General features: G+C 67.7%; 19 protein-coding genes and 1 pseudogene. 8 read left to right on the plus strand and 12 right to left on the minus strand.

Features of this window, described 5'->3' with window-relative positions:
- Window positions 1-653 precede the first annotated feature (653 nt).
- On the plus strand, window positions 654-902 hold the full coding sequence (locus tag ACWDOP_RS00880) for a hypothetical protein (protein ID WP_454207020.1): 249 nt from the start codon (window positions 654-656) through the stop codon (window positions 900-902).
- A 976-nt stretch (window positions 903-1878) separates the two neighbouring features.
- Window positions 1879-3576 carry a hypothetical protein gene (locus ACWDOP_RS00885; RefSeq protein WP_456343286.1) on the plus strand — a complete coding sequence of 566 codons (1698 nt, stop codon included), beginning with the start codon at window positions 1879-1881 and terminating at the stop codon, window positions 3574-3576.
- A 51-nt stretch (window positions 3577-3627) separates the two neighbouring features.
- Here ACWDOP_RS00885 and ACWDOP_RS00890 read toward each other — a convergent pair whose 3' ends face one another.
- Both ACWDOP_RS00890 and ACWDOP_RS00895 read right to left on the minus strand, forming a co-directional pair.
- Complete coding sequence (locus tag ACWDOP_RS00890) at window positions 3628-4329, minus strand: ribbon-helix-helix domain-containing protein (protein WP_456343287.1); 702 nt, start codon at window positions 4327-4329, stop codon at window positions 3628-3630.
- Window positions 4330-5247, minus strand: coding sequence for a ParA family protein (locus ACWDOP_RS00895; RefSeq protein ID WP_456343288.1), 918 nt, complete (start codon window positions 5245-5247; stop codon window positions 4330-4332). It abuts the gene before it with no gap.
- 315 nt (window positions 5248-5562) lie between these two features.
- Here ACWDOP_RS00895 and ACWDOP_RS00900 point away from each other — a divergent pair, with 315 nt between their 5' ends.
- Entirely contained in the window at window positions 5563-5817 is a 255-nt protein-coding gene (locus ACWDOP_RS00900) for a hypothetical protein (RefSeq protein WP_456343289.1), read from the plus strand.
- 2060 nt (window positions 5818-7877) lie between these two features.
- Here ACWDOP_RS00900 and ACWDOP_RS00905 read toward each other — a convergent pair.
- Window positions 7878-8399, minus strand: coding sequence for a hypothetical protein (locus ACWDOP_RS00905; RefSeq protein ID WP_456343290.1), 522 nt, complete (start codon window positions 8397-8399; stop codon window positions 7878-7880).
- Window positions 8400-8575: 176 nt separating this feature from the next.
- Between ACWDOP_RS00905 and ACWDOP_RS00910 the strand changes: the two genes are divergently transcribed.
- The 3 genes from ACWDOP_RS00910 to ACWDOP_RS00920 all read left to right on the plus strand — a co-directional run bounded on the left by ACWDOP_RS00910 (window position 8576) and on the right by ACWDOP_RS00920 (window position 12543).
- Entirely contained in the window at window positions 8576-10696 is a 2121-nt protein-coding gene (locus ACWDOP_RS00910; RefSeq protein ID WP_456343291.1) for a hypothetical protein, read from the plus strand.
- A 454-nt stretch (window positions 10697-11150) separates the two neighbouring features.
- Window positions 11151-11615: a hypothetical protein gene (locus tag ACWDOP_RS00915; protein WP_456343292.1), complete on the plus strand. Its 465-nt coding sequence runs from the start codon at window positions 11151-11153 to the stop codon at window positions 11613-11615.
- A 109-nt stretch (window positions 11616-11724) separates the two neighbouring features.
- Window positions 11725-12543 (plus strand): alpha/beta fold hydrolase, encoded by an 819-nt coding sequence (locus ACWDOP_RS00920; RefSeq protein WP_456343293.1) that lies wholly within the window; start codon window positions 11725-11727, stop codon window positions 12541-12543.
- A 146-nt stretch (window positions 12544-12689) separates the two neighbouring features.
- Here the strand turns inward: ACWDOP_RS00920 and ACWDOP_RS00925 are convergent, their stop codons facing one another.
- The 9 genes and pseudogenes from ACWDOP_RS00925 to ACWDOP_RS00965 all read right to left on the minus strand — a co-directional run bounded on the left by ACWDOP_RS00925 (window position 12690) and on the right by ACWDOP_RS00965 (window position 20773).
- Window positions 12690-13334: a class I SAM-dependent DNA methyltransferase gene (locus ACWDOP_RS00925; protein WP_456343294.1), complete on the minus strand. Its 645-nt coding sequence runs from the start codon at window positions 13332-13334 to the stop codon at window positions 12690-12692.
- 231 nt (window positions 13335-13565) lie between these two features.
- Complete coding sequence (locus ACWDOP_RS00930) at window positions 13566-14000, minus strand: hypothetical protein (protein ID WP_454207979.1); 435 nt, start codon at window positions 13998-14000, stop codon at window positions 13566-13568.
- A gap of 253 nt (window positions 14001-14253) precedes the next feature.
- The gene (locus tag ACWDOP_RS00935; RefSeq protein ID WP_456343295.1) at window positions 14254-15123 is read right to left on the minus strand and encodes an alpha/beta fold hydrolase; all 870 of its coding nucleotides are present in this window, start codon (window positions 15121-15123) and stop codon (window positions 14254-14256) included.
- A 28-nt stretch (window positions 15124-15151) separates the two neighbouring features.
- On the minus strand, window positions 15152-16117 hold the full coding sequence (locus ACWDOP_RS00940) for an enoyl-CoA hydratase/isomerase family protein (protein WP_456343296.1): 966 nt from the start codon (window positions 16115-16117) through the stop codon (window positions 15152-15154).
- Window positions 16118-16502: 385 nt separating this feature from the next.
- A pseudogene (locus ACWDOP_RS00945) lies at window positions 16503-16736 on the minus strand (ferredoxin); the annotation flags it as partial.
- Window positions 16733-18037 (minus strand): NADH-ubiquinone oxidoreductase-F iron-sulfur binding region domain-containing protein, encoded by a 1305-nt coding sequence (locus ACWDOP_RS00950; RefSeq protein WP_456343817.1) that lies wholly within the window; start codon window positions 18035-18037, stop codon window positions 16733-16735. The gene ACWDOP_RS00950 and the pseudogene ACWDOP_RS00945, both read right to left, overlap by 4 nt.
- 81 nt (window positions 18038-18118) lie before the next feature.
- Window positions 18119-18511 carry a Rieske (2Fe-2S) protein gene (locus tag ACWDOP_RS00955; protein WP_456343297.1) on the minus strand — a complete coding sequence of 131 codons (393 nt, stop codon included), beginning with the start codon at window positions 18509-18511 and terminating at the stop codon, window positions 18119-18121.
- A gap of 1 nt (window position 18512) precedes the next feature.
- Window positions 18513-19661: an amidohydrolase family protein gene (locus ACWDOP_RS00960; RefSeq protein WP_456343298.1), complete on the minus strand. Its 1149-nt coding sequence runs from the start codon at window positions 19659-19661 to the stop codon at window positions 18513-18515.
- Between the two features lie 20 nt (window positions 19662-19681).
- Window positions 19682-20773: an amidohydrolase family protein gene (locus ACWDOP_RS00965; protein WP_456343299.1), complete on the minus strand. Its 1092-nt coding sequence runs from the start codon at window positions 20771-20773 to the stop codon at window positions 19682-19684.
- Between the two features lie 227 nt (window positions 20774-21000).
- On the opposite strand from ACWDOP_RS00965, the gene ACWDOP_RS00970 reads away from it, so the two are divergent.
- Together ACWDOP_RS00970 and ACWDOP_RS00975 are read left to right on the plus strand one after the other, a co-directional pair.
- Window positions 21001-22641, plus strand: a complete 1641-nt coding sequence (locus ACWDOP_RS00970) for an FAD-dependent oxidoreductase (RefSeq protein WP_456343300.1) — start codon at window positions 21001-21003, stop codon at window positions 22639-22641.
- A gap of 23 nt (window positions 22642-22664) precedes the next feature.
- Entirely contained in the window at window positions 22665-23528 is an 864-nt protein-coding gene (locus tag ACWDOP_RS00975) for an alpha/beta fold hydrolase (protein ID WP_454207987.1), read from the plus strand.

The following is a 23528-nucleotide window of genomic DNA, read 5'->3' on the forward strand; positions in this document are numbered from 1 at the left end:
TGGACAACTCGGCCGTCGCACCCGGGTTTCCGCGCATATCTTGCGGACATCCGATTCGTCGTTTTCCCAGGACGGCGCGCATAAGTTGCGGACGCCGCACGCATACCTTGCGGACGCGGGCCTCGTATTTCCGCAGGTGACACGCGGAAAACGGTGTCCCCATGTAGTTCTTCCCTGTTAGAAAAATCCTGTAGTAGGCTGGCGTCGGCTGTGAACAGAGACCTCGCACGGCCACTTCCAATGACTCCCAGCAGCTCTCGCTGCCTTTTCGCTGCTCGCACCGGCTCCGGGCGTGATGTCCGCCCTGCTCAGGTAGCGAATCCGGCCCTCGACGGCCCCTTCTCGGCTGTTGAACGGATTGCGTCGCAACGTCATTGACGAATCTCCGGGTGTGTTCCCCGCGCGCATGCGTACACTTCTCGCGAATCCCGCTCCGGCGGTGAAGACTTCGGACTATCCTGGCTCGCTCGTCCAGTGCGGTTTGCGCATAACAGCCTCACCTGCACGAACATTTGGCCTTCGCGAACAGGGGATTCCGGCGGGGTAGCGGGGAACGGCGTGTCGTTGCGTGTCAACTCGACGGGGGATACATTTCAGTGAAAGATACTTGTTGTACCCATAATTCGGTATCCACCCTTGGCAAGGAGGAGCTAATGGCAGCGGGTGACGCACTTCCGGGCAAGAAGCCCATGGGTCGTAAGAGTCTCGGGCCGCGGCACGAGACGAAAGTCCGCTACCCCCAAGAGCTCGACCTCCAGGACCTGGCCCGGACCAACGGCTACACCAGTGTCAATCAGTTCATGTCGGACATGCTGTGCGTCTTGGCCGGCCGACCGGATCTGGCCACCCCGCAGGCGGTTCAGACCGTCCGAAGCTTCGAGGAGTTCGCCCAGGCATCCTGACCGCACCGCACACACAACTGCACAGGTGGGCAGAAAGACCGAAAGCCCCGGCCCTCAGGGCCAGAGCTTCACGGTTTGGTCGTAAGTCAGGGTTGCCGCCCCTTCTCGACCAGCGCCTATCTGTTGGATACCACCCGTACGTCTTGCAAACATCGGGGTGCGTATCCATCGCTAAAGCAACAGAAATGACTACGCGCAGTTCTGAGGATACCGCATGTCCGTGTACCCACGCACGGCAACAGTGGAGTGTTACCCGTCCTCGGACGGCGTGTCGCTCGAGTGTTCTCGATTTCCGAGCGCGTCGTCGTTGAATTCGCTGGTCTCTGGTAGCAAAGCTGCATCACACAGCTCGCATCTGGAGAACCGGCGAGAGCTGCTGTGCCACACCTAGCTTGCCGTCATCGCACCCGTCGGGACTACAGCCCCGCGCGTCGATGAGCCGCCCCACGTACCGGTAGCACGAGTCACGTCTCGTACGCCGGCGCGAGCGGATCATCCCGCACGTCCCCACCGGGTTCGCTGACCGCACCTGTACCGGTTAGCCGTCATGACTTGCGGTGCCCCGCACCGCTTCGAGGAGGAAACCCCCACAGCCCGTCGACGAACCCACACCCAGACAACATCAGCAACGGGCATCGAATCGAGGCTCGAGACAGACCACTCCCCCGAAGGGGAGGGCCTGAATCGGTATCGAGATAACGGCCGGGAATCCACCCCTGGCCGAAGATTGCGGAACGAGCTGGAACTCGTGTCCGCCGGTGCCACCGTCTAGCAACGGAGGCTTGCTTTGCCAAGCACCTCTGAGGGTAAAGCATGCCCTCATGAGAGTTCCACCCCGACATCGTGCGACACACCGATGGCGTGTGTCACGAATCGGAAACGCGCGCCCCGGGTGTGCGAAGAATGTGACGCACGCCCGTATTCATCCGACATTCGGGACAACTCGGTCGCACGGCTCACCGATCTCGAGGCCGAGTTGTTCGTCGCACCTTGGGTTCTCATCGCCGAGGACAACTCTTCTCCCGCCCGCGCCCGAAGCCTGTCCGCGGCCCGTTCCGATCTGGCGACAGGTGCGGCCCGATCGATCGCGGGCCGGGTGCGACCGGGTGTCCTGGCCGCCGACATAGATCCACAGCGTGGCTACGCCATCGCGGGTGACGCCTGTGCGGAATCACTGGTGAAATGGTGTGAGCGCGAGCGACTGCCGTATCTGGTGCGCGAATCGGGCCGTCCCGGGGGCAGGCACGTGGTCACGGTGGCAGGCTCGCGGCGCCATCGCCGCCAGTGGCAGCGTCTGTGCGCTCGGCTGTCCCGTCAGTTCGACGTCGAAGTCGACGATCGAACCGGAAAGACGCTGCGGCTGCTCACCTCCCCGCACCGGCAGGGATTGCCGTGCCCGGTCTTGGCATGCACGTTGACGCCTTCCGATGTCACCGATCGCTGGGTCGGCAACGACGACTCCGCACGCGCGGCGCCCGCCGCCGGGTCGCGCCGGCCGCGGGGCACCGGATCCCGAGCGGGTGCGCGTGACAACACCCGTTCGGGCAAGGAGTTCGGCCGGGCGTGCGCGATGGTCCGGTCCGAGTACGACGCCGCCGATGCCTGGCGTGCCATTGCCGTTCCGGGATCGAAAGCCTGTGCGCTCGGCCGTCGCTGGTGGCAGCGCTACGAGTGGCTGCCCGCGGTGACCGCGGTGGCGGCCGAGCGGAGCCTTCCCGAATCCGATGCGTGGGCACTGGCACGCGCGGCCTGTCCCCCGAAATACGGCTATCCCGTCCGGCACAGGTGGTGGCTGGTGCTGTGGCGCAAGGCCCTCGCCGAAGCCGCGACCGACCGTCCCCGGCGAATCCACTGCGGTGACAACACCGTCGAGCCGTCCTCCGATCCCGGCCCTGAAATCGAGGCGCTGCGCGCGGAACTGGAGTCCGTGAGCGAGGAGGTGCTGCCGGGCGTTCCGATGCGTCCGCAACGTCGTGCCAGTATCGCCCGGATGCTGTTTCATCTGGCCGGGGTGCTCGTCACCCGCGACGGGTCCATCAGCCAACGCGATCTGGCCGAGCGAACCCTGATGGACCGCCGCACACTTCAGGCCGCGATGGCGGTGTGTCTCCAAGTGGGCTTGCTCGTGGTCACTCGCCGGTACCGCAAGGGTACGAATGACTGCGCGGCCTACGGGGTGGGGCCGGAGGTGGTGTCTCGGCGGGCCGACCGTGAAACTTCACCCACTAGCTGTAGCACCCCCTCCCCCGGGCGGGCTTCGCTCCTTCGCCTGCGCGCCGAGCACGCCGCCGATCGCCTCCGCTGGGCCCTCCGGTGTGACGCGCTGGCTCGCCTGCTGCCAGGTGAGCGTCTGGCCACCAGTAAGGGGCGCTCGGCGAAACTGCTGCGCTCCCTGCACCACCAACGGCAGTGGCTCCGCACGCTGGACGCCGCCCAGCTGGCTGCTCGTCAGGCGCTGCGCCGTCGCCTACTGCGCGGCCTCGACCCCGCCATCCGAAATGCCTGGCTGAACTGGCTGGAATTCCGCAGACAGCTGGTCGAATCCGTTGACCGCCTACACACGAACACCTACGGCGATGACGACCTACGTGTCATCGAATCGGCCGATGACCTGGTCCATCGCGGGCTACGGGATGCCCGGTGGCAGCAGATGGGAGGTTCACGCGCGGCGTGAGACGTCCTCGGCGTGCCAGGACCGAGGACGGCGTGTCAGGGCCCGGCCCGATCAGGCGGTGGATTCGGTCGCGAAATCGCCGTCGTCGGCCTTCTCCTCGGCTTCGCTTGCCAGAGCTGCGATCTCGTCGGCGAGGTAGAGGCGCAGCGCCTGATCGACCAGGGCGCTGCGGCTGCCCGCATGCCACTCCTCGGCCAGCAGGTCGAGCGATTCCACATCGCCGGAGATGATGCCGGCCAGCGGGATCTTCACCGGCGGTTCGGCATGGCGCCTGCGGCGCGGCCGGGAATGGTCGACGCGCTGGAACAGGCGGCCCTTCGGCTTGGCCTCGACCTGACCGGCGAAGTGCTCGCGCAGTTCGGTTTCGAACTGCTCGATCGCGTCCAGGACCACCTCGCCGTAGCTGCGCCCGCGGCCCCGCTGCTGCTTCTCGGCATGGGTGAGCCGGCGAAGCGCGTCGGCCACAACGGAACCGACGTGTGCCTCGGGGGTGGACTGCGCGGCTCGCGCCCGGGGGGCTTGGCGGGCGCGCTTGGTCGCTGCGGGCTCGGCCGCGGGGGCCGGGCGGGCCGCTGCCTTGCGAGCGGGCTTGGGTGCCGGTGCGGGCTCCGGGATGTCGGCGACCCGGAGCGGCTCCACGAGCGCGGGCGGCGTCGGCAGTGTGGGAGGCACCGCTGCCGGAGGCGGCGGCGGGGGAAGCAGATCGTCGATGTCGTCGAGATCGTCGGCCTTGAAGGCGCCCTTCCTGCTCATTTACACAACCTCCTTCGCGCGTTCGCCGGCAGCGAGGCGAACGAGAATTTCCTTGGTCAGCGCCTGGTAATCCGAAGCCAAGGGTTCCGCGTCACGTGACCAGCGTTTGGCGGGCGCCTCGGTCGAATCCTCGCCGCCCTTGGGCGGAGTGAAGTCGATGAGCTCCTGGGGCGTGAGGTGGAAGGCGCGCGCGTCCAATGCCGTCGCCTTGTCCTGCCGCACGAAGTTCCGGAACGGTTCGATGCCGGTGCCGTCGAGCAGATCCATGATCTTGCCGAGGGTGTCCTCGTTGCGACGGACCGCGCGCGGATTGCAGTCGAACAGAATCATTCCCATGAGTTCGACGAGCGCGCCGTTCTTGCGGGCCCACAGGTAGCGGCGGGCGAGCAGCTCGGCGCCGTCGATGCTGCCGTCATCTTCCTTGGTGGGAACGACCAGCCAGCTCACCACCTGCAGCAGCAGATCCAGGACGCCGCGGTCGCCCGGGCCGGAGTCGATGAGCACCAGATCGTACCGACCGGTGTCGATGAGGGCGTCGAGCGCGTTGAGCAGATTCTCGCGCGGATCGATTCCGTGCTGTTCGGCGTTGGACACCACCGTGCCCGCCATCGCGAGCAGCTTTCCGCCGCAGACGAGGTCGAGACCCGGGCGGACGTCGAGCACCGGTTCGAGGGCGGAACCGTACTGCAGGGTCATCGCCAGCGAGCGTCCCTCGTCGGAGTTCTTCACCCCGAGATCGCGCATCGTGCAGTTGCCCTGCTGGTCGGCGTCGACGACGAGCACGCGCTTGTTGCGCTTGGCCACCGCCACGGCGATCGCGGCGACGATGGATGACTTGCCCACTCCCCCCTTCTGATTGGCCACGAGGATCGTTCGTCTGGCGGCTCGGGAAACGGGTAGCAAACGCGTACTGGTCACGGCGGCGACAGTACCCGAGCGAAGATCGTCGAAACAACAACCGCGAGGGGGTGTGTCGCGGTATGTGCCCGGGTCTGAGCGGGTGTCGGGGCTACCGCCAAATGCACTCCACTACAACTGATCTGCTGGTCAGCCTATTTAAGGGTCGTAGCTCGCGGCGTCGGAACGGCGGGTGCGGCGGTCCGGAAACAGATCGGTGTGTCGACACGCCGAAGGGGCGTGTACGCGGTCATCGATTCGGCCGTCGGCACGGTCCTGAGCTTGGGCTGTACGAGGGTCGGCGAAAACACCTGTGGGACAGCCCTGAGAGGTGTCGTGCTCGAGATCGGCGGCTCGGTCGGATACGTGGTCGAAGGCACGGCGATCAGGAAGGTGGATGATCCGACCCTGAATTCGGCCGAGAGTGCGGTCTTTTCGACGGCCGACATACGGACACCGTTTCGTGTCATCGTGAAGACCTTCGGTGAGGCGGAATGCGCGGCCGTATCCACGCGCGTACCGGGTGCTTTGCATCGGGTACGAGGAAAGCCCTTGGAGTATCCCTGTTCCCGGACCGTTGTGGTCGCCTGACGTATTGCCTTCCGCGCTGCCGAATCAGCGGTCGTGAGTACGACCGAGATACCGGACCGAGGATCGGTCTTCATGGTGGTCTCGAATGCTGTCTGTGACAAGGGACCGGTGACGACCTGTTCCATGGTCGAAGTCATGGGGGTCTGATCGACCGGATCGACTGTGCGTGAACGGGTATCAGCACAGGCGTTGTGACCTGCCGTAGAAGTCGCCCGTGCTGAACCCGTAGGGAATGTCACTGAACAAGTCGATTCGAAGGTCTGGTACACGCCTCTGCGGCAGGGCGTACTCACTGCCGTGGAGTGGGCGTCAATGAGGACGGTCGTAGAGACCGCATCGCACGTCGCCGCAACTGCCTTGTCAAACCCCGTCTTTGCGGTCGAATCGATGACCTGCGTCAGGGGGTACCGAAGGGTTGTGTCTAAGGCAGCAGGTGAAGCACTGCCCAGGGTATGGAACAAGCCGCTTGATACGGCAACGCCTCCGGTCGATCTGGAGGTGGTTCCCCTGACTCTCGATGCGACCTCGAAGAGTGCTTTGCATCGGGGGATGAGTACGGCGTTCTCAAAGTCCTTGCGCGCGACCGAATCAGCGACGATTTCTACGTCCGTAGAATCCGCCCACCGTACCGCCTTACCTAACGTCGTATCTAACGTCGTACCGATAGTCGTAAACAGTGTCTTACGTACGACGTTACATACGACCTTAGGTATGGAGGCTGGTGCGGTAGTCGATACGGCATATCTGAAAACAATCAGGTCAGGGCAAACATTTGAACCACATCTCGAGTCTCTGAGTGCGGTGTATCTGCCTCTGAAACCGCTGGGGGACACGACTCTGGAAGGGGCTGCAGTGAGGATCTCGCGAGTGCCGAAGCGTCTCATCTGGTTGCCTCCTTCCCTCGGTTCAAGGTTCGTTTCCCGTCGGTGGAAGTCTAACCATCTCGCAGGTGAAAAGCCTGTTGCGACAACCTGTGAATCGTGACGGGCGGCCCGGTGGGAGAGGGGGATCGCAACCCCTCCCCCATTCGGTACTGCGGTAGCTGTCGGTGTCTGCACCTGTCTTCCCTGTCGGGCCGTCCTCAGTCGTGTCGAAGGTGTTCGCAGCGGCCGGGCGGTGCTACCGGTGTCGCTCGCCGCGGCGCATCGCGCGGAGAGCTTCAGCGCATCGAATGCCAAGTTGTAGACGGGAGTCGGTGCTTCCCCGGGCGGCCTGGACGATCGTTCCGAACCATGCCTCCCGCGGACAGATACGCGGTTTCCGGGGCGAATACGAAGGGTTCCTATCGACACCGACAAACCCTGGGCTGTGTGCACCGGACTCGGCCGCGATGCGCTGTGTGCAGACCTGCGCGATCGCGATCACGACGGGCGCATCCATGCGTGGTGCACACGCTGCTCGCGCAGTCGGAGCTTCGCTACCGGAGGTGACTTTCCACGCCGACGGGTGTGAGTGCGCGGAACCTCCTACGAGAAGTGCTGCGTCCGAATCGATGAGATGGTCTGGCTGATGTGCGCGGGCGAAAGGACGCAACGCTCGAACCTGACGGCCGAGTGCGGGTTGATGCCTCCCCCGAGGTGCCGATTGACTGTCGTCCGTACTGACGAATCCGTCGGCCCGGGGAGAGCACTGCGATTGTCCGAATCGATCCGTGCGCCAAGCCGTGGATCGTCGCCGCGGGTCGAGATGCGAAGCAGGCCGCTCGTCGTTGCGCAAGACATGCGGGGTGGGGGAGTAGGAGTCATACCGATGGTGTCCGACTGAAGGGGCTCACGGGCCGAAGCCTGCCCGCCCATGAACTCCCACGCCTATTCGTGCTCTCGCCCCGGAGCTCGTGGCGAGCCGCGACACCGCACGATGGCGCGGTGATTCCGGCATCCGCGCGACTGGCCGCAGCGAGTGCACGCGGGCATCGCTCGAAGGCCCAACCGGGTCAGGAACTCTCGACCAGGAATGTCGCGCCGAGCGGGTAGGTAGGAGTCACGGCATCGGCGCTCGGCCGGTCGTATCGATGGCGTGCGGGCGCGACTTGGGCGGCGGGATGGTCCCGGAATCGTGCTTCACTGCGCGAACAGCTGCTGAGCGCGGCGTTTGCTGGCGAGATGCTCAAATTCGCTCGAAAACAGCCGTTTTCGTCGCTGTTCACCCCGTCCGCACGCCTCAAAACCCGGAAATACTCCCTGAATGATCTTCTGCGCGAACAACACCACGATCCGGGACCTGTGTGCGATTTTGCGGAGAAAGTCGCTCAGCGTTGAATCTGGCGGCATCAGGCCCCTGGCCTGCGGATTCGATGACCGCCGCGCGCGGATGCGGCGTTCGGACCCTTGGGCCGGGCCGGGTGGGGGAGGGGAGTGGCCGTCGGAACGCGAGCGAGCTTGGGCGCGCAAGCTCCCCGGCTCCGCGCCACTGCCCCGGTCGAGCGGACCGTTGATGAACGTGCCACCGATCGCCGCCCGCGGCCGGATTCCGTGCTCGTGCGGCGGGATTCGACACGGTAAGATTTTCCGTGTCGAAACCAGCGAAACCAGCAGGTCAGCGGCATGATGAAGTCGGTGGCGAACGACGGAGGGGTTGTTCACGCGGCTACCGGACGTCGGGGTTGTCCGCCACGAATCACGGCCGGTCCCAGCCACATTGACGTTTTTTGTTCTGACGCATGATAATTTGCGTGCGGATGGCTCGACATTGAATCGCCGCAGCTCAGTTCGTGTATTCGTGTCGGATTACGGCTGTTTCCCGGGCAGGAAGGCGCATCGTGACGACCGACCTCGCGGTGTTCGAGGGCGAAAACGGCGGCAAAACAGCCGTTCCGGCGGTATCGCCGAGTACCCGGCGGATGTACGACTCGTCCTGGCGGCGCTTCGAAACGTGGTGTGTGGCCAACGGGCGCCGGGCCCTGCCCGCCGACGCCGAGAGCGTCATCCGGTACCTGGCCGAGGCGGCGGCCCCGCGCGCACGCGGCGCACGCCGGTACCGGTCGGCGACCTTCGGGGCCTGGCTCGCCGCCATCGGTGATCGGCACCAGGCCGCCGGATACCCGCATCCGGGCAAGGATCCCCGGGTCACGATGGCGCTGCGCGACATTCGTGACCGTGCGAACCGGGCGGGGGCCCCGGTGGGGGAGTCCACCCGACCCGCCGTCGCGGACCTTTCCGCGCTGGTGCACGCCACCGAAGCCGCCGCCCACGGCTGGGCTGCCCGGGTGCTCGCCCGCCGCGATATCGCGCTCCTGGTCCTGGGGGAGCGGCTGAGTCACAGCGCCCTGACCCGGCTGCGGGTCGAGGATGTGCGCCCGGCGGACGGTGGGGGAGGGGAGGGGCTGACGATCCGAGTGCGCCGAACACGCGGTGACAGTGCCGAATACGTGTTCCTGGCCGGGAACCCGGCCGACAGCCGTCGCTGCCCGCCCTGCGTGGTGCACCGGTGGCTCAGCGTCCTGGCCGCCTACGACCGGGCCGAAGGCCGGTCCTGGGCGGCCGACGGGCCTGTCGGCCCGGATGCCCCGCAGGATGAAGGTCCGATCCCCGAGGATGGAGCGCTCGCGGTCACCCGGTTGATGACGCGGGATACCGGCGATTCCGGGACCCACGTCTGTACCGGCCCCTGGCCCGGTGCGGTGGACTCGGCCGCACCGCTCTTCCGGCCCCTCCAAGGCGGTGTCCCGCGCGAAAAACAGCCCCTGACGGCTAGTTCCGTCGGTCGTGTCTGGCAGCGCAGGGTCACGGCGACGGTATCGGAAGCGGATTCGATGGCCGCCACGGTTCACGGCGGAACCCTTCGATCGGCACGGGAGGGAGAGCCTGCCAACCGACCCGGTGCCCGCCACGGCGACGACATGCCGGAAAAAGCGCCCGCGCAGCCCGATTCGGCCGACTGCGACCGCCCGGCGGGTCTCGCGCGGCGATACCACCGCCCCTGGGAGGTGTTCACGCGCTGGTGCGCGGCAACCGGGCGAACCGCTCTACCGGCGACGCCGACCACCGTGGCGGCGTTCCTGCACGACCATCCCGGCACGCGGGCCACCCAGCGCGGGCGGCTGACCGCGGTGAATCGGGCGCATATCGCGGCAGGCAGGCCCGCGCCGGGTCGCGCGTCGGCCCTGCGCGACGCGCTCAACGACCATCGCGCGCACCGCCGTTCGGAGCTGCGCCGGCGCGTCGAGCGACTACTGCCGCAGGTGCCGATCTGGGGGTGGACCGCGGGCCTGTTCGGCCGCCGGAACGCCGCGCTCCTGGTGCTGGCCGGGGCCGGGCTCAGCTATCCCCAAATAGCCGCTCTCACACAACGTGACCTGCGCTCGAGCGGCGAACAGGTGATCATCGGCGACCATCTCGCGGTCCTCGAGGCGACCGGCGATCCGGTGACCTGCCCGATCGAGGTGCTGTGTCGCTGGACCGATGTGCTGCGCCTGGCTCCCCATCCCGCCGGCCGCGGCCGCCTGGCCCACCACCTGGCCCACCGCGACCTGCCCGCCACCGGCCTCGATGTCACCCACGCGCATCTACCGCTGTTCACCAGCTTCGACTCGCGCGGCTACACACCCATGCACGACCACGAGACCCTCTGGCTACACCCGTTGTCCGCCACCGCCATTGCCGCGATCGCCGCCGCCCACCTGCGCGGCCCGGTCCCGGCCTACCGCCTGATGTCCGCCGCCGCCCGCGCCGAAAACCTGCCCGAGCCCCCCGAACCCGTCTACGCCGAGCCGGTCCTGGCCGACACCTACGACGCCGGGATCGCCGCCCGCCACCGCGATCACGAGCGCCTCGGCGAACTCGAGGAGCTGTGGGACGACTTCGACGATCAAGCCGACGAGGTGGCCCGAATGCTCGAACGCGCACTCGAACTCGCCCAGGGCGGTTCCGTCGCCACGTGACGAATCATCATCGATGTCGGGGCTTGGCGGCCTTCAAACGTGGGAACATGTATATATGCGCAATTAACAACTTAAGTCGCGTATGTCCGTATCTCGGACACTGCTGAACCTCACGACCCAAAAGACCTCCTGGACGAAACCCGGCCGTGGCCACGCCGTCATCGTCGTGGCGATGCCCTGGTGCCGGCCGATCGCGTCGCGGTGCTGGGCGGTGGGCGGATCGCCGAACTCGGCACGCTGCTCGACCGTGTCGCTGCAGCCCCGGTCGTGGGGGCGCAGGCGCCGTTGTGTCCGCGCGGCTGATCGAGGGGTGAGATGAGCAGGTGCGCGCCAGGCGACCTCGTAGCGGCCTTGTCCACTCGCACGGTCGGCGTCTCGTCGAGGAGTCGGAAATCCGCCTAATATGTTGGGGCAGAACGGGTCCGGGTGACCTTGTGGGGGATAGGGTGTGCACATGCGAACCGCGGTGCTGCGAGTGAACGTCGATCCCACGAAGGAACTCGACGACGTCCGGCTCGCGGCGGGCCTGGCACGGTTGCGGGAGCAGGCGGGGGAGCGCGGGGTCGTGATCGAGGCCGCGGCGGGTGCGCTGGACTCGCGGGAGATTCAGGTCCTGGTCGACACCGCCGATGCCGGGCCGGCGCGGCGGGAGGTCGTGCGGTGGTGCGCAGGGGTTTTCGGGACCGTGCCGACGGTGGGTCCGGTGACCTTCCTGAGCCGGGGCACCGACGCCGACGCCCGGGGCGTGCTCGCGGGGTTCGGGCTCACGGGTGCGGTCGAACGCTCGGTCGACGCCGACGGATTCGACGTCGTGTCGGTGACGCTGCGCGCGGACGATCTGGAGCGGGTGCCGGAGAGCCGGGTGCAGACCGCGCTGGAGGCGGCGCTGAACTGCGAGGTGCGAATCCTCCTCGCATGACCCGTAGCCGCGGACACGATCCGCGTGCATGACCTCGGAGGTCATCGCCCCAGGGCACCGCTGCGGATTAGCGTCGGGATCGACAGCGACTCGACGATCGGAGCGATGAATGGGCAAGGGCGGCGACGAGTTCGAGGTGACCGAGGGCGTGCTGCGGCACGGAATGCCGTACCTGGCGTTCGGCAGCGGACTGCCAATGGTCTTTCTGCGCTGGTTCACTCCCGATCACGCGAATCCGACCGGCTGGATGCGGGCCTCGGAGTTGAAGAAATTGTCCGGGCTCGCACGGTATTTCCGGGTGTACGCGGTGGGCCGGGCGCCGGGAACGGCGGCGGGCGCAACCATGGCCGACCTCGCCGCCGAGCACGCCGAGGCGTTGCGTGCCGAGTTCGGCGAGCCCGTGGACGTCATCGGCGTGTCCTCCGGCGGTTCGATCGCGCTGCAACTGGCCGCCGATCATCCCGACGTGGTGCGCCGGCTGGTGGTGGTGTCGGCGGCGGCCCGCTTGGATCCGGCGCTACGCCTCGGTCAGCGCCGCTACGCCGAGGCGGTGCTGGCGGGCAGCCGCGCCCTGCACCACATGGCGCCCGCGACCGTCGCCAACCCGGTGGCCGCCCGCCTGGCCGCCGCGGCGATGTGGCTGGCCGATCCGCTGGTTCGCCCGAAGTCCCCCGCCGACACCCACCATTTCCTGCTGGCCGAAGACGGTTTCGACCTCACCGACCGCCTCGCCGAGATGAAGGTCCCGGTGCTGGTCATCGGCGGCGAGCGCGACACCGCCTATAGCGCAGAGACTTTCCGGCGGACCGCCGACGGGGTTCCGGACGGTCGCCTGATCCTGTATCCGCGTACCAGGCACATGGGTGCGGTCACGCATCCGGCTTTCGTCGACGATGTCGTGCTATTCCTGAGCGGCACAACGGAGTAGACGGTGCCGGGCGATCGGCGAACAGGTCGGCGAGTGCGGGTGAGGGCGGCCTGGTTGGCCTGGCTCCCAACGTGGTTGGTTGCTGGGAGGTCGGTTTCGTGGCGACGCGGGTGTTCGGCGATGAGGAGTCGGCGCGGCTGCGGAAGTCAGGACTTACTGCGTGCGAAGAGAATCGCTTGCTGAGCTTTCGCGTCCGGGTCGAGCAGCATCTGGGCCTCGACCACGAATCCGGCATCGTGCAGCCAGGATGCCATCTGGTTCGGCTGACGGTGGTGGACATGGACCTTCATCGGGTGACCGCCGTAGCCCTCTGTCTTCAACAGCGACTCGTCGCCGACGTGAAACAGGAGTTGCAACGGTCCGCCGGGACGCAATGCTCGGTGGAAGAGCCCGAACACAGTCGGCACCTCGTCGTCGGGGATGTGGATCAACGACTGCCAGGCGAGCAGGCCGGCCACCGAAGCGACGGGCAGGTTCAGTTCCGTCATCGAGCCCACCTCGAACCGCAGGCCGGGGTGGTCGCGCCGGGCCACGTCGATCATCGCCGGGGAGAGGTCGATACCGAAGGCGTCGACACCGAGCTCATGCAGGTGGGCGGTGACTTCACCGGGGCCGCAGCCGACGTCCGCGACCGGTCCGCCGCCGGCGGTCCGCACGCTGTCGGCGAACAATGCCAGAGCCGCGCGAAGGTACTGGTGTCCGGCGAGGGCGCCGCGCACTTGGTCGGCATAGCTGACCGCGACCGTGTCATAAGAGGTCCGGGTGTCGGCCAACCAGTCATCCGTGGTCATGCCCGGCACGATATTCCATGATCGCGGCGGACTCGGCGCGACCCGGGAACGGCGCCGTACTTCAAACCGTCCCCACAGGCGATGCGCGAGCTGACCTCGATCTTGGGCCCGGGAGCCGAACGCCGAGTGGCGGACCACCTCCAAGGCGCGGAATTGGGCGAGATTGCGTAGATGGTGGTCGCCCGGGCAGGGGGCGGGGGACGCGGCAGTGCGCCCCCGCTGCCGACCGCCCTATTCGGTTATGTTGTTGGTCAAGCTGAAGCCGACCCTGGCGAAGTCCTCGGGTCCGATCAGCACCTCGTTGCGCAGCTCGTACCACTGCTCGTACGGCAGCAGGTAGGTCGATGAATTGCGCGGAACGACGAAATCGATCTCCTGACGGTCTTCCTCTTCGCCGGTGTCCTCGGACGCGCCTTCGTAGAAGTAGGACCAGCCGTGGATCCACACCGTCTTGTCGGAATTGACGTGAGCGTTCACGTCGATTTCGAGACGGCATTCGCCTCCCCACCTGACGGTCGGGACATTGAGAGAGTGCCATTGCCCATCCTGGGGGACAGGGCGATTGATTGAATGCGCGGTGTGGATCCAGTCGTCGGGATCGGGCCAGTCGTCGGCATCTTTGCCGTCGACTCGGACTGTTCCACCGAGCAAGCGCAAGTCGAACATCTTCTTCTCCTTCGAGCGTCGGATACGGCTGTGAACGTTTCACCTCCATTCGAGAAATGATCCGCCGTGCACGATCTCCCGACACGAGTAGCCAACTACTCGTCTCGAGTGGAATTCGGGACACGCACCAGCCGCATTTCGCCGACGACAGGGCTCTCAGGGGTTTCTGGTATTTCGTCAATCCACGACGTCTGCAACGAAGCAATTGCATCGCCCGTCTCGCAGCGGGGATATTCGGGCATTCAGCCCGTATTCACCGCTCCGCGAGGAACTTCAGGATCTCGGGCGCGGCCAGTACCCACGTATCGAACATGTTGTAGTGGTCGGCGCGGCCGGTCATGAACTCCTCCATCGCTCGTTCCCAGGCGTCCTCGGGCCAGGGTGGGTCGATCAGGACCGAGTTCTCGATCAGGCAGTGCACCTCGAGGGAGGTGCGTTTGGGGTGGTCGAGGTCTTTCGCGCCGCCGCGCACGATGAGGGTCGGTACCTGGATCCGGTCGAACAGCTCGTCGTCCACGCCGGGGATCGTCTGGCCGGGCTTGGGGACGTAGGCCTGTAGCCAGCGCAGCGAAAGACGCAGGAACTCCTCGCGATCCAGGCTCTCCAGGCGTTCGCGATTGCGCGGATTGGCCTCGATCCGGTCACGCCACTCCCGCAGGCGCAGCAGTCCTTCGATGCCCCGGCCGCGGACCGCCTGCAGGCTCGGCAGGATGTAGTGCGCACCGAGGTTGAGGGTTCCGTAGACGCCGCCGACGATGTTCCACAGCACCAGGCGCGACACCAGTTCCGGATACAGGATCGCGGTGAGCATGGAGTCGCGGGCGCCGCCCGAACCGCCCGCGAGCACGCAGGGGCCGAGCTCGAGTGCGGTCAGCAACCCGCGCAGGGTGTCCGCGCGCATATGGGATTCGGTGCGGCCGAAGAACTGGACATCGGACGCGCCGCAGTTGGGCCGGTCCCACAGCAGCACCCGGTGGCCGCCGGCCACCAGCGCCTCGGCCAGCGGCCGCAGGCCCGGGATGTCCATCCCGAAGCGGCCGCCGGGGGTCAGCACGATGAGTTCGCCGGTGTCGCCGAGGATGTCGTAGACGACGTGGCCGTCGTTGATCACTACCGAGGGCATGACGGTCCTGTCTGGGTTCGGCGCCGGGCTAGGACGCGCGCTTCTTGGTCTTCTTCTTGCGGCCGGATTTGCTGAGCCGGAAATCGGGTGGGAACGCGGCGTCGTTGTCCTTGACCGAGTTGTTCAGGCCCGCGGCGTGGGCGTCGGCGAGCATGAGTTCGTCGGCGTCGGGACGGGCGTGGCCGCCGAAGGATTCGAAGATGCCGCTGAGCAGACTGCCCATGTACTCGCCCTGATGCTGCTTCATGATCTCGAAGAAGATCTTCTGCATGAAGACCGTGTCGGTCGGCCGGTTGCGGGAGCATGCGAGGGCGTACTTTTCGGTTTCGGCCTCGAGATCGGCCGGGGCGACGACCCGGTTGAGGAAGTTGCAGTCCAGCATCTCCTGGGCGGTGAACGGCCGTCCGGTGAACACCATCTCCTGGAACTTGCGCAGCCCCATGGTCTGCGCCCAGGTCCACATGCGCGGGCCCCAGCCGTAGTAGCGGAAGGCCGGATGCCCGAAGAGCGCGTCGTCGGAGGAGATGACGAGGTCGGCGTCGGTGGCCTGGTAGAAGTGCCAGCCGTAGCAGTAGCCCTTGACCTCGACGATGCTGATCTTCTTGAATTCCTGCAGGCTGCGGCAGCCCGCGCCGGCGTTGGCGTACCACTGCCCGATGCTCGCGCCGTGGCGGAACGATCCGGGCGGGGGATAGCGCACCTCGTCGGGCCCGATCCGGTATTCGCTCAGGCGCGGCCCCTGATCCGGGTCGTTCTGCACCTCCAGGAATTCGGGCAGATCCGCGCCGGTGCCGAAGTCCGCGCCCGCCCCGCGCACCACCAGCACCTTGACTTCGTCGTCGATGTTGGCCCGGTGCAGCAGGTCCGCGTAGCGCAGGCGGGCGGCCATGGTCGGGGCGTTGAGGTGTTCGGGGCGGTCGAAGGTGATGGTCGCTATGCGGGTCTGGGGATCCTTGTCGTAGCGGATGATCTCGGTGGGATCGGGTGCGGGCATGGCGCGGCTCCTACGGTGATGCGGGGGAACGGTTTCAGCGGGGACGCCACACCGTCATGGCCACCGAGGTCAGGTCCAGGGTCTCGCTCAGGGGGATCTTGCCCGCGCGTGCGTGCTGGAAGAACTCCGCCAGTACCGCCTCGGGTTCGCCGTCCAGGTCGTAGACCGCCAGGTAGCGGTGTGCGGGGGCGGGCTGTCCGGGGATGTCGGTGGCGGCGATCTCGTAGCGGGCGCCGCCGGCGACGCCGGGGACGGCGGTGACGTCGGCCAGGTGGGTAGTGTCGTACCAGTCGTTGAACTCGGCGTCCCGGTCGGCGACGGCGTTGGAGAAGACCAGCAGTTTGGCACCGGACATGAGTTGATCCTCCGAATTGTGTTGTAGTGCGGTGCTTTCGGGCAGCGCAGGGTGGCGGGGAGTGGCGGGTTCGGGCATGGCGATGATGGCGTGCACCGGGCAGTCGAGCAGGGCGCGGGTCACCGCGTCGTGGTCCGGGTCCGCGATGACGCCGTCGCCAGCCAGGCTCGCGTAGCCCCAGTCGTCGAGCGGGAAATGCGCGGGCGCGTGCTTGGCGCAGATGCCGAATCCGTCGCACAGGGTGCGGTCGAGGCGAATTCTCACGGGTTCCCCTCCCCCACCGCGAACGGGATGTCCGCGAGATATGCGTGCGTCGCGCAGTCCGGGCACCGGTTGTCCAGGTGCGCTTGCACTTCGGCGCCGAAGCGGTCCAGCAGCGCGGCCGCGGTATTGGTGGCCGCGTCGAGGGTGCCGCACGCGCCGCGCCCGCGCAGCACCGTCGACCAGCGCCGCAATCGGGCCAGATCGTCTGTGCCGGCGTGCCCTTCGCGCAGGGCGACCGCGACCGCTGCCATGGCGGCGGTGCCGTTGAAGCACGACCCGCACTGTCCGGCGTTCTCGCGCCGGAAGTACTCCAGCAGCGAGGCCGCCACCGCGACAGGGCATTCGGTGGTCAGAACGGACAGCGACCCACAGCCCAGCGCAACACCGTGGGCTGCCGGGGATTCGTGGTCCAGGCGGGCGTCGACAATTCCGCGATCCGCGATGCCGGTGAAGTAGCCGCCCAGCAGCGCCCCGCGCACGGAATCGGGCGAAATGCCATGCAGGGTGAGCAGATCCGCGACCCGGTACCCGTAGGGCAGTTCGTACAGTGCCGGTGGTCTATCACCGCCGGTCACGGTGGCCAGAAACGTGCCGGGGGAGTGCTCGGTGCCCGCGGATCGGTACGCGGCCACTCCGTGCCGGTGTATCCAGGCCAGCTGGGCGAGGGTCTCGACATTGCTGACCGCCGTGGGCCGTTGGCGCACACCCTGCTCGAACGGGCGCGGCGGCTTGTCCGAGGGCAGCGCGGGCCCACCGTCGATGGCTCGCACCGCGGCGGTTTCCTCCCCGGCCACGTAGGCGGGCGGCACGGTCACCACTTCGATGACGGGCCAGGGCAATTCGCGCGGGGACGCGTCGAGCTCGGTCAGCGCGCCGTCGACGGCGCGCGCGGCGTCGGCATCCGAGAGATACACGAAGGCGTGGTCGGCGCCCACCACGGCGGCCGCGATCCGCAACCCGTCCAGCACCAGGTGCGGGCGCGTACGCAGCAGCCACTTGTCCTTGACCGAAACCGGCTCGCCTTCTTCACCGTTGGCAACCACGACGGTCCGCTGCCCAGCCACGCATGCCTTGCGGACAGTGGCGAGTTTGGTCGCCAGCGGGAAGGCCGCGCCTCCACGTCCGCGCAGGCCGGCGGCGCGTACCTGCTCGAGCACCGCCGCGGCCGAGGAGATCGGCCCGTAGCCGCCTTCGGCCAGGTAGGCGCCGAGATCCTCGGTCTCCCAAGTGGTTCGCAGCAGGCGGGGCGGGCAGCCGGGCGCCGTGGCGACGGTGATTCCGGCGGTCCGGAAGGAATTCAGCATGGCGTCCTGTTCGAGCCGGGGCGGTGTCGTCGTGACCGGTGGGCCGAGCCGCGGGATCGGTGCGGGCCGGCGCCCGGCTCACGCGGAGACGATGACGTCATCACCGGACACCCGCACCGGGTAGGTGCGGATGCTCCATTCGGGTTTGACCGCCGTGGTCCCGGTGGCGAGTTCGAATCCCCACTGGTGCCACGGGCAATAGATGAACTCGCCGTCGCGCACCATCACCGCGTCACCCGGCACCGAGTCGTCCGCGACCGTGCGCCCGCGGGTGCGGCCCGCGCACAACGGACCGCCTTCGTGCGGGCAGTAGTTGGCGATGGCGTAGAAGACGCCGCCGACGTTGTACACCCCGACCCCGTGCCGCCCGATGGGCACGACTTTCGAAGTGCCGGGCGGGATTTCGGCGACGGTGGCCACCACGTGCTCACGCCCCTGGGCCAGCCGGGGCGGTGTGGGTTCGGTGCTCATCTCAGAACACCACGCGCCGCTGACCCGTCAGCGCGGGCACGGTTTCGGGCAGGTGGTAGGTCTCGATCCCGTTGCGGCACATGACTTTCTCGCGCGCGGCCGGGGGCAGGTGCTTGACCAGCCAGCGTGGATCGTCGAAGGTCCAGTGCGGGTAGTCCGAGGAGTAGAGCAGGATCTTGTCCGCCTCCATCCATTCGAAGGCCCGGGTGAGTTCGGTCTTGTCCTCGGGGTAGTCCAGCGGCTGGGTGGTGAATCTGATGTGCTCTTTGACGTACTCGCTGGGTTTGCGCTTGATGCCGGTGAACGATCCGCGCCGGGCGTAGATCGCGTCCATGCGCCACATGAGCGGCAGGATCCAGGTGAAGGCGTGTTCGACGAACACGATCCGCAGCGCCGGGTGCCGGTCGAAGACGCCGTCGAAGATCAGGCTCATGATCTGGTTGGCCGCCAGCAGCGAGTAGGTGACCATGAAATCGTGGTTGTAGCTGGGGAATCCGACCGGCGGCATGGGCATGGTCTCGAACGCGCCGCGGCTGAGATGACAGCTGACGACCAGGTCGTGTTTGGTCGCCGCGGCCCAGATCGGATCGTATTTCGGGTCGCCCCACGAGGGCCGGGGCTCAGCTTTGATCAGGATCTGCGCCATGTACTCGTGCCCGGCCCAGAACTCGATCTCGCGCAGCGCGGCTACCGGGTCGTCGATGGCCACGCAGATCGAACCGCGCCAGCGTCGATGCCAGTTGTTGCGGGGGTCCAGCCAGTGGTTGGCCAGCCAGTGGTTGATGCCGGTGGCCAGCGCGGAGGTGGCCTCGGGGATACGCGCGGCCTTGACGGTGGGTTCGAGGATGGCGATGTCGGAGCCGGCTTCCAGGATCAGTTGCCGGAAGGCCAGTTCGGGGTCGCTGCCGGGGAATTCGCCGTCGGCGGGGAAGGTGTCCACACGCATGGCGAGCGAGTGCGCGTAGTCGGGGGCGTCGTAGAGGATGGTGTCCCCGACGCGGTGGCTCAGGAAGTAGGAGCTGCGCAGCGGTTCGGGGATGTACTGCACCAGTTCGCCGCGCCGGGGGACCGGGTGCACATCGGAATCGACCACGCGCAGCGGAACCATGTCCGGGGTGGTCTCGGGAACGCGTTCGTGTGCCAAGGTCATGATCGTCCTGTCTGCGGCGCTCAGCGGGCCGCGGCCGGGGCGGGGATGTCGATGCCGTACAGCCGGGATGCGTTGCGCCAGTAGAGCTTGTCGCGCTGGTCCGGGCGCAGGGTCGCGGGCAGCGCGTCGAGGTCGGTGCCGTGCCAGTGCGGATAGCTGGACCCGAACATGACCATGTCGGCCTTGCCGGTGAAGTCGAGCCAGTCGGCGGCGAAGTCGGTATCCCCGGGCCCGTCGAGCGCGCCGTGCACGAAATGCACGTGTCCGGGCAGGTAGTCGCTCGGCATGCGCGGGGCCCACGGGGTCTGTTCCAGGTGCGGGCGCCCGAAAGTGTCCATGCGCCAGCTGAACGGGGTGAGCATGTCGCCCGCGCCGTCGGCGAAGACCACCCGCAGTCCGGGAAAGCGCTCGAAGACGCCCTCGGCGATCATGTTCATCAGGTGGTAGACGTAGTTGAGCGCCATGAAGCCCAGGTACTGCTCGTAGGTGCGGGTGTGCCCGGAGGGTGTGGGCGGCAGGCCGATCGACTCCCCGGTCTCGATGTGCATCGCCACCGGCAGGCCGGCGGCCGCGGCGGCTTCCCACAGCTGCCAGAACTGCGGCTTGCCGTACAGTTCGCGCGATTGCAGCGGGATGCCGATCTGCACGACGCGCGGATGCGCACCCCAGCGGGCGATGTCGCGCAGCGCGCCGGTGATGTCCTCGGGGTTCACGCGCAGGGTGCCGCGAAAGCGCGGCCCGTGGATCTCGTGCTCGAGCCAGCGGGTGACCATCATGTCGTTGTGCGCGGACAGCATTGCCGTGGTCAGGTGCCGGTCGGGCAGGATGCCGCGGGTCATCGGGTGCAGCACAGCGACATCCACGCCGCGGTCGGTGAACAGGTGCTCGGCCACCAGCTCCGGGTCCGAGCCCGGGTAGCGCTTGTCCGGGCCGCGGGTGCCGGGCGCGTATTCGCCGCCGGGTGCGCCGTACCAGTCCATTTCGGCGTCGGGGATGCCGCGACTGGTGAAGGGTTCACGCAGGTGCGCGCGCATGTCGGCGTTGGAGGCGAAGAAGATGTGCACGCTGGCGTCGATCACCGGGGTGCGGGTGCCGTCCGGCAGCAGTCTCATCGCGCGCCTCTCGTCTGATCGAAACGTCATTCTCGTCTTGTGAGAACAGTACTCTCGCGATTTTCGCTCGGCAAGACTGGCGTGTTCGCGCAGGTCCGGTGCGGTGCGCGGAGGCGTCGAGGCTGCCGCCCGCGTCTCGTCGGTGGCTGCGAACGGTCAGGAAGAGATTGCGATATCGAGACTGTGAGAATACGATTCTGACTATTCGAGAATCGAGGTCTAGAGCTGTGTCTTCGCAACAGGATTCGCTCACCCTTGCCTGGGACACCGAGGTCGACGTCGTCGTATTGGGCAGTGGCGCCGCGGGATTGACCGCCGCGCTGACCGCCGCCACCGCCGGCGCCTCGACCCTGGTGTGCGAGAAGGCCGCCACCGTCGGCGGCACCAGCGCGGTCTCGGGCGGCATCGCCTGGATCCCGGCCCACGATCGCGCCGCCGACGGCCCGCTGACCGTCGCCGACGCGCTGAGCTATCTGCACGCCCAGGCCCTGGATTCGATGGACGACGACCTGGTGGAGGTATTCGTCCGCACCGGCGCGCGCATGATCGAGTTCGTCGAGGCGCACAGCCCGCTGCGTTTCGAGGTCGCCGGCGCCTTCCCCGACTACAAACCCGAACTGCCCGGCGGACGGCCCGGCGGCGGCCGGTCCCTGAGCGCGGCCGCCTTCGACCTCGCCCGCCTCGGTCCCTGGCGGGACCGCCTGACGGCCTTTCCCGCCGACTGGAGCAACGTCGGTTTCGACGCTGAAACCCGTGCGCGACTGCATGCTTCGGCCGCCGCCGACGCGGACCTGTGCGTGGCGGGCACCGCGCTGGTGGCGAGCCTGCTGGCCGGGGTCCTGGCGGCCGGGGTCGAGATCCGTACCGGATCGCGCGCGGTCGAGCTCCTCACCGACGCGGCGGGCGTCATCACCGGTGTCCGCCTGGACACCGCCGACGGGCCGATCCGCGTGCGCGCCCGCGGCGGCGTCGTGCTGGCCACCGGCGGCTTCGAATGGGACGAGCGCCTGGTGCGCGCGTACCTGCGCGGCCCGATGCACGGTCCGGTGTCCCCGCCCAACAACACCGGCGACGGACTGCGCATGGCCATGGCGCACGGCGCGGAACTGGGCACCATGAGCGAAGCCTGGTGGGTGCCGATCGTGCGGATCCCCGGCGACACCATCGAGGGCCGGCCCCGCAGTCGCAGTGTGCGATTGGAGCGCACCCGCCCGCGCAGCATCATGGTCAACCGGGCCGGGCGGCGCTTCGTCAACGAGGCCGGTGAGTACAACGCCATGTCCGGCGCCTTCCACTACCTCGACCCGCGCGGCGGCTACGTCAACGACCCCGGCTGGATCGTCTTCGACGCCGAACACCTGCGCCGCTACGGCTTCCTGGGCGTCGCCCCCGGCGACCCGGTGCCCGAATGGTTCTGCGAGTCGGCCGATCTCGCCGAGCTCGCGGCCAGAACCGGCATCGACCCGGCCGGACTGAGCGCGACCGTCACCGCCTGGAATCACGCGGTGGCCCACGACCACGACCCCGACTTCGGGCGCGGGGCGAGCGCCTACGACGGCTACTGGGGCGACGAACACGCCGCGACCGCGGCCGGGCGGACCCTCGGCCCCCTGGACACCGCCCCCTACTACGCGGTCCCGGTCACCGTCGGCGCGATGGGCACCAAGGGCGGCCCGCGCACCGACCGCGACGGCCGGGTGCTGCACGTGAACGGCTCGGTCATCCCCGGGCTGTTCGCCGCGGGCAACGCGATGGCCGGGGTCACCGGCCGCGCCTACGGCGGGGCGGGCGGAACCCTGGGCCCCGGCATGGTTTTCGGTTTCCGCGCCGGGCACGCCGCCGCGACCGGCAAATCGGCGGAGCTGTGAACACGGTGGACGGAGAGACGACAGTGGCCGAGTACGAAAGCATCTGGAGCGACCTGCAAGGGGTCGCGTTCACCCAGGGCTATCTCGACGTGGGCGGGGTACGCACCCGCTACCTGCACGCCGGTGACCGCGACAAACCCACACTCGTGCTGTTGCACGGTTCGGGCGGGCACGCCGAAGCCTACGTCCGCAACCTGGCCGCGCACGCCGAGCACTTCTCGACCTGGTCGATCGACATGCTCGGGCACGGGTACACCGACAAGCCCGGGCACCCGCTCGAAATCGCGCACTACGTCGAGCATCTGGTGCGCTTCCTCGATGAGATCGGGGTCGACCGCGCCCATATCAGCGGCGAATCACTCGGCGGCTGGGTCGCCGCGCGCCTGGCGATCGACCATCCCGGCCGCGTCCGGCGACTGGTGCTCAACACCGCCGGCGGCTCCCAGGCCGACCCGCAGGTCATGGCCCGCATCGTGAGCCTGTCGATGGCGGCGGTCTCGGACCCGGACTGGGACACCGTGCAAGCCCGCATCAAATGGCTGATGGCCGACAAGTCCAAGGGCTACGACGACGTCGTCGCCAGCCGCCAGCGCATCTACCGGCAACCCGGCTTCGTGGCCGCCATGAGCGACATCATGGCCCTGCAGGACCCCGTCATCCGAGCGCGGAACCTGTTGGGCCCCGGCGACTACGGCCGCATCACCGCTCCCACGCTGGTGGTGTGGACCAGCGACGATCCCACCGCGGACGTCGCCGAGGGCCGCCGGATCGCCTCGATGATCCCAGGCGCGCGCTTCGAGCTGATGCCCGGCTGCGGGCACTGGCCCCAGTACGAGGACGCCAAAACCTTCGACGCCCTGCACGTGGGCTTCCTGCTGGCGGAGTGA

The sequence above is a fragment of the Nocardia sp. NPDC003693 genome, assembly GCF_053981095.1.

Bases quoted from the DNA above. Each gene is read 5' to 3' on its own strand.
- ACWDOP_RS00930 (WP_454207979.1), bottom strand. From the start codon at position 14,000: ATGTTCGACTTGCGCTTGCTCGGTGGAACAGTCCGAGTCGACGGCAAA.
- ACWDOP_RS00955 (WP_456343297.1), bottom strand. From the start codon at position 18,511: ATGAGCACCGAACCCACACCGCCCCGGCTGGCCCAGGGGCGTGAGCAC.
- ACWDOP_RS00935 (WP_456343295.1), bottom strand. From the start codon at position 15,123: ATGCCCTCGGTAGTGATCAACGACGGCCACGTCGTCTACGACATCCTC.
- ACWDOP_RS00960 (WP_456343298.1), bottom strand. From the start codon at position 19,661: ATGACCTTGGCACACGAACGCGTTCCCGAGACCACCCCGGACATGGTT.
- ACWDOP_RS00965 (WP_456343299.1), bottom strand. From the start codon at position 20,773: ATGAGACTGCTGCCGGACGGCACCCGCACCCCGGTGATCGACGCCAGC.
- ACWDOP_RS00880 (WP_454207020.1), top strand. From the start codon at position 654: ATGGCAGCGGGTGACGCACTTCCGGGCAAGAAGCCCATGGGTCGTAAG.
- ACWDOP_RS00915 (WP_456343292.1), top strand. From the start codon at position 11,151: ATGCGAACCGCGGTGCTGCGAGTGAACGTCGATCCCACGAAGGAACTC.
- ACWDOP_RS00925 (WP_456343294.1), bottom strand. From the start codon at position 13,334: ATGACCACGGATGACTGGTTGGCCGACACCCGGACCTCTTATGACACG.
- ACWDOP_RS00920 (WP_456343293.1), top strand. From the start codon at position 11,725: ATGGGCAAGGGCGGCGACGAGTTCGAGGTGACCGAGGGCGTGCTGCGG.
- ACWDOP_RS00890 (WP_456343287.1), bottom strand. From the start codon at position 4,329: ATGAGCAGGAAGGGCGCCTTCAAGGCCGACGATCTCGACGACATCGAC.
- ACWDOP_RS00940 (WP_456343296.1), bottom strand. From the start codon at position 16,117: ATGCCCGCACCCGATCCCACCGAGATCATCCGCTACGACAAGGATCCC.